General features: G+C 43.0%; 6 protein-coding genes. 2 read left to right on the top strand and 4 right to left on the bottom strand.

Annotated features, from left to right (window positions below):
- Positions 1–501 precede the first annotated feature (501 nt).
- Positions 502–2,388, top strand: a complete 1,887-nt coding sequence (locus QZ135_RS24300; RefSeq protein WP_294615634.1) for an FISUMP domain-containing protein — start codon at positions 502–504, stop codon at positions 2,386–2,388.
- Positions 2,389–2,400: 12 nt separating this feature from the next.
- Positions 2,401–4,203 (top strand): hypothetical protein, encoded by a 1,803-nt coding sequence (locus QZ135_RS24295; RefSeq protein ID WP_294615632.1) that lies wholly within the window; start codon positions 2,401–2,403, stop codon positions 4,201–4,203.
- A gap of 93 nt (positions 4,204–4,296) precedes the next feature.
- Here QZ135_RS24295 and QZ135_RS24290 read toward each other — a convergent pair whose 3' ends face one another.
- The 4 genes from QZ135_RS24290 to QZ135_RS24275 form a co-directional block, all read right to left on the bottom strand.
- Complete coding sequence (locus QZ135_RS24290) at positions 4,297–4,602, bottom strand: hypothetical protein (RefSeq protein ID WP_294615630.1); 306 nt, start codon at positions 4,600–4,602, stop codon at positions 4,297–4,299.
- Between the two features lie 242 nt (positions 4,603–4,844).
- Positions 4,845–5,165, bottom strand: coding sequence for a hypothetical protein (locus QZ135_RS24285; protein WP_294615628.1), 321 nt, complete (start codon positions 5,163–5,165; stop codon positions 4,845–4,847).
- Positions 5,162–5,347 (bottom strand): hypothetical protein, encoded by a 186-nt coding sequence (locus tag QZ135_RS24280; RefSeq protein ID WP_022210975.1) that lies wholly within the window; start codon positions 5,345–5,347, stop codon positions 5,162–5,164. The genes QZ135_RS24285 and QZ135_RS24280 overlap by 4 nt, the downstream gene beginning before the upstream one ends.
- Positions 5,348–5,420: 73 nt before the next feature.
- Positions 5,421–5,713 (bottom strand): DegT/DnrJ/EryC1/StrS family aminotransferase (locus tag QZ135_RS24275; RefSeq protein WP_294615626.1); only part of this gene is annotated, 293 nt, incomplete at its 5' end.

Raw genomic sequence — 5,713 nt, 5'->3', positions numbered from 1 at the left:
TGCCTTGCAACCTGTACCGCCACAGATCAGGATTTGCAGATGCTCAGTTCCCAATGCCAACCCACAGCATTGTTCCATAACCGCCTCGTTGCTTTCTTCACGCAACAAGAGTGTGCCCTCTGCCCTCTTCCTGATTGTTTTCAGATCATGGATAGTTAGTACTTTCATTTTGTAATAGATTTGGGGTCGGGAACAAAGATACAAAAAGAGTTGATAATACAAAAGGAAAGCTATAAAGATTACAGGAGGGAAAAGACAAGGCTACAGATTACAATATGACATAATTCAAAGATAAGTATTCGCGAAAAGGATATTCACTATTTGTAGGTATTGTCCCATCTCCACATTTATACAACCTTTGCAACAAATAAAAATAAACTTATGAACTTAAATTTCGGTACTAAAAAATTCCCATATTGAAAAATTATATATTTTTGCACCCGCTTTCGGAAAAAGGTCCGAAAGAACTATCAATATTCAATATAACATTTTACAAAAAACATGAATCACCCTTACAAAAAGATCATCGTTCCCGCCTTGCTCGGAACGTTGTTTTTAGGCGCCTGCTCAGACGATGCACCGTCTGAGGGAGAAGGTAAACAACAAACTTATTCATTAGTGGTAAAAGGTATTACGACTTCCGGTTCAGATTCTTCTGAGGAATTACGGGATGTATCAGTTTTCCAGTTCAGTGATGGTAACTTATACAAAACGCAACAATTGACTCCCGAAGCCAATGGTCAGTCCAGTGTTTCCGCACTCAACGGTTCACGGCTGTACTTCCTCACCGGAGTGACACTTCCGGTTCAGGAAGGAAACATTACCGAAGAAGAATTCCGCAACATGACCATCGGCGAAGGACTGCATGATAATTCAGCTCCTGACTTTATGGCCGCAATCGTTGAATTGGAAAGTACTCCCCAAACACGCAGTGGTCAGGAAATCAATGTCGGCATGAAACGCGGTGTAGCCCGCCTGGACCTGAATACCACAGCAGACAGCAAAACATTAATCAAAGAAGTAATCGTGGAGGATGCTCCGGCCGAAACATATCCGTTCATCGAAAACACTTCCGCATCAGATAAAACAGTAAGTTACTTAAAGAAATTTGCTCCCGCTTTCGGTGGAGAGCAACAGGGAATATTCCGCATTTTCGAGAGTACACGTCCTGTACATATCATCCTGCGTGGTACATACGATGAAATCCCCATCAGACTGGAGATGCAATTACCCAGTATAGAACGTAACAAAGTTTACGAATTGTCAGTACTCAACGTAGGTGCCACAGTAGAAGGAATCTTCGAAATCAAGCCTTGGGAAGAAGGCGAAACGATTATCGGGAAACCTGATACGGAGCATCGTATCCTGCTTAATGCTTCCCAATCCAAGATTCCGGAAGGAGTAACAGTAGATTATGAGAATAATATAGTAGAGGTACCCGCCACAGGAGTCAGTGACATGAAGCTGGCATTTGTTTCCGACACCCGAATTGACATATCGGGTACCGAGGGCACCGGCAATGACGTGAATCTCAGCGACATATCGGTATCCGAAGAGACAGAAGGCATAGTTTCGGCATTCAATGTATCGGTGGCCGCACAAGGCAGTGGCCGGCTGGGCTATACATTTCTGGTACATTTAAAAAATGCTTTGCTGACCGGCTCTTATGACTATGTAGAAATTCGTGTGGCTCCGAGCGACAAGCAGATTGAAACTGTTGAAATGGGTGGTAGCACATGGATGGCGTTCAATGCACGCAGCCGGGAGCTGGAAGACCAAGTATATCCTTTAGACGGTGCTACTGTTGAGGAGATGTACCATACCGGTTGGGTCAGCAGTATCGGTGGTTTGTTCCAGTATGGACGGAAGTATATGTATGTTCCCTGGCAAGGATACAACCCCTCAAACAATCTGGGTAACCAAACAGCCGACATACCCTGGCAAAACGATACCCACATGCCTTGTCCGGAAGGCTACCGTGTGCCAACCCGCAACGAACTGAATTCCCTTCTCCCCAAAGGACAGGAAATCCCCGGCACTTATACAGCAGGAAACGGAGAAAAAATAACCGCTACACTCCACATTGGCGAAGGAACCCTGACTACCCCGACCGGTGTAACAGGAACGCAACACTATGTGAAATTTACTTCAGAAGATACCGGACGTTACCTTATCATCCCCTTGGCAGGCGGAAAAGGTGACAAGTCTACCACCAATAATCCGGCTTTCGGAAAAAGAGCCGTGTTATGGACAAGCGAACGTAACGGCTGTCCGGGTGGCTATGCATGGACTTACTGGTTGCCGTTTGAAGGCAAGGAAACCACTGCCATTTCCGAAAGACAATTGCAGATGGAAGCGTTTGCATCCTTACGTTGTGTAAAAAAATAAAAGAGGAATTCTATGAAGATTGCAAAAATCATACTATTATTTCTGGCATTGCTGCTGGCAAGCTGCTCAACCGAGCTTGAACAGGAATCCGGCCTTATGCCGCCTGCCTCCGGTCAGGTAACATTTCTTCTTGGATTGCAGGAAGACGGCACTGCCGTACAAACACGCAATGAGGAAACGGAACAGATTGCCCGTATGTGGTATGCCATTGCCGATGACCGGGGCCAAATACTCAAACCGTTGTATCAAAAGCTGGAAGCAGACTTCTCCAAACTGACCATTGAAGGATTGGAATACGGTGACTATACGGTTGTATTCCTAGCTACCACGAGTGCGGAATCAGATGCGACGATCAACGAACCTGAGCAATTGTCGGATGCCTGGCTGCTGAATCAGGCGGCAAAAGCCCCTCTTGACGATGTCTACTTTTACAAAAAAATAGAGCTGCACATCGGCAAGGAACAAGCCACGGAATCGCAGACGGTGACATTGGAGAGATGTGTAGGTAGAGTTGATGTAGACTTGAGCGTCTCGTCCGATTATATGTGGCGCTTTATCCGCAAAATCGACATCACATTTGATGATGCCGAAGGAGTATATACCGGTCTCAGTGCCAATGGTGAATACTCCGGCACGGAAGGTATTGAATCTTATGACATCACGGAAAGCCGTTCATTTTACTCATTGCCCGGTAAAGAGGCACTTTCCGGATTTGTAACGATCGAGTCAAGCCGCAGTGACGGCACATCGTTCGTACACAAATACCGCTTCAGTAACTGCAAAATCGAGGCAGGACGCATATCCCACATCAGCATTGACTACCGGCATCCGGAAAGCCTGGACGGATTGCTTTATATCCGCGAAGAAGATTTCTCCCGCTTCGGGACCGACACCATGTTTTTAGCCAACGAGCCACGAGACATCTTCTATGACAGTAAGCACCGTTCCTTCTATGCAAACGCACCGTTACAAGTATCTATCTCGGATGAACATCAATTACTGGTTAAATTCTTCTCACCGGTTGCTATCCATGATGTGACTATTCTATGTCGATTCAATAATATCAGTACTGAGTTCCTTGAATTGGCACATTTTGATGCGATCTATCCTTTCATGGAAGCCACTCTCCCGTTGCCCGTTGTAAGTTCCGACCGGACATTCACCACCAGCAGCGGCAGAAAGATAGTGATACCTGCACAACCGGAACTTTCCGGTGACGATGTCACGCTTATTATCCGGACGGAAGATCCGTATATGAAGAAGATAGAGCAGATAGACAGCCGGTGGTTCATCCGTTTCTCAGCTTATCAAGCCGACAAGGGACACGCTTACTGGCGGCACATGGATCCATTATTATGTCGCCACGGGGTGGCATTGGCCATCAATATGGCTTTCATGTTCTCTTCCGAAGAGTTTAATACAGAAATGAACAAATATGAAGGCAAACTGAAAGACAACGGAGGAAATGCCATCAATCTGGATGCATTACGCCAGAGAATCCGCAGTCATGGAGGGCTCGTATTGGGTCGCGTATCAGGCGTCGGCGGTCTGGGAGGTGGCAACACTTACGGATTGGCGGACTACTGTTATAGGGGAGTCTATTTTGATGCAACACCGCTGGGCTCCAATCCTCACAACTATGCCCGACAAGCTATGTTCCACGAATACGGGCATTGTTTAGGTTATAGCCACAGCAGTACCATGACTTATGGCGACCAATGGACCGTACTCTGCGCCACAGTATTCGTAAACATGGGGCAAGAGGGCAAATTGCCAATATGTTCGAAAGACATAATTGACAATTTACCGATGTAAAAGGGAACCAATAGCAAATAAAAGCAAAAAGGGAGGAAGCAGTAAATCAAATTTCTGCCCCTCCCTTTTAATTATGATATAAATAAAGACCTATTACTTCTGAACCTCTCCTTTTTCATTGAAAAGAACAGGATTCTCGGCACCGGCTGCATCCACCAATGTTACCTTATAAGTCTTAGTTCCATCTTCAGCAACTTCAACGGCTGCCTCTTTGATGGTTGCTTCCGAGTAGTTTTCCTTGATGGCATCCTGAACTGCCTGCGGGAGTTCTTTTACATCAATCGGTTTAAACTCGTTGATCATCGTTACGATTTCAACATCCGATACCATGTTGTTAGCAAATGCTACTGAAGTACCCAATCCCATCACCAATGCTACTGCTAAAAATAACTTTTTCATAATTCTAATTGTTTAAATTAAACATTTCTTGCTTGCTCTCACATAATATAGTGCAAGACGCATGCCAAAGCTATTACCAAAGTTATATTTAGCTATATATCAACCACTTGAATAACTATGAAATAAAAAGCATTTTTCTATTTTGAGTATTTTTTCCACAATTATGTGGAAATCGATCCACAAACAAAAAAAGCCACCATCCTTATGTGGATAGCGACTCTTCTTTCTACTACAAAAATAGTCTATAAAATATACTGACTGGAAACGTGATTATTAGTAATATACTTAATAAAATAAGTATCTTCTACAATTGAAAAGAAAACATACCAAGTAGTATTTGCATTCCTTTGATAAGTAATATATTGCATATCCTTACCATACCGTTCAAAAAAAGCGGAAGCTTTTTTCTTTAATTTAGAATTTATGTTTTGTTGAATATCAGAAATTAAGTCCTCTACATAAGAAATAGCAAAAGGATAAGTTCCTAAGTACTCTTTTTCAATAAGCACTTCTATAAGTTCATATAAATCCTCTTCAACTTCAGATGCAAATACAACTTTCATTTAAATAAGGCTTTTATACGAGGGCGAAGTCTATCCAATAATTCTTCACCAGAAATAGCAGATTTTATATTGTCCCGTTCTCTCGTAGCAATGCTAGGATCAATCTTTGAATAAGCAACAAAAGACTCACTTGCTTTCTGCTGTATCGGTTCTTGTTCTTTATATACTTTAAACTTACCCATATCTCAATATATTTTCTACAAAGGTAATTTACAATATTGGATTATCCTAATAATCATTCAATAATTTGTACTGCTACTTTTTGCAACAGCCTTTTATTTGCTCTACAATATAAGCCACATTTTCATCCGTCACCCAAGGACCGGCAGGAATACATAAACCCATATTAAACAAACGTTCAGATACACCATTCACATAACGAGGATTATGGGTATAAACAGGTTGAAGGTGCATTGGCTTCCACAAAGGACGGGTCTCAATACCTTTGGCATCAAGTTGCACACGAACTTCGTCATAGTTAGTACCGGTCTTTTCAGGATCAATCAGAATCGTAGACAACCAATAATTGGCATTGAAACGATCGTCAG

It is taken from the genome of uncultured Bacteroides sp., assembly GCF_905207245.1.
Lineage (GTDB): Bacteria > Bacteroidota > Bacteroidia > Bacteroidales > Bacteroidaceae > Bacteroides.
The sequence above is the reverse complement of the archived record's forward strand: the minus strand, read 5'-3'. Positions and strand labels throughout refer to the sequence as shown.

Coding starts and splice junctions, on each gene's coding strand:
- QZ135_RS24300 (WP_294615634.1), top strand. CDS start 502: ATGAATCACCCTTACAAAAAGATCATCGTTCCCGCCTTGCTCGGAACG.
- QZ135_RS24295 (WP_294615632.1), top strand. CDS start 2,401: ATGAAGATTGCAAAAATCATACTATTATTTCTGGCATTGCTGCTGGCA.
- QZ135_RS24290 (WP_294615630.1), bottom strand. CDS start 4,602: ATGAAAAAGTTATTTTTAGCAGTAGCATTGGTGATGGGATTGGGTACT.
- QZ135_RS24285 (WP_294615628.1), bottom strand. CDS start 5,165: ATGAAAGTTGTATTTGCATCTGAAGTTGAAGAGGATTTATATGAACTT.
- QZ135_RS24280 (WP_022210975.1), bottom strand. CDS start 5,347: ATGGGTAAGTTTAAAGTATATAAAGAACAAGAACCGATACAGCAGAAA.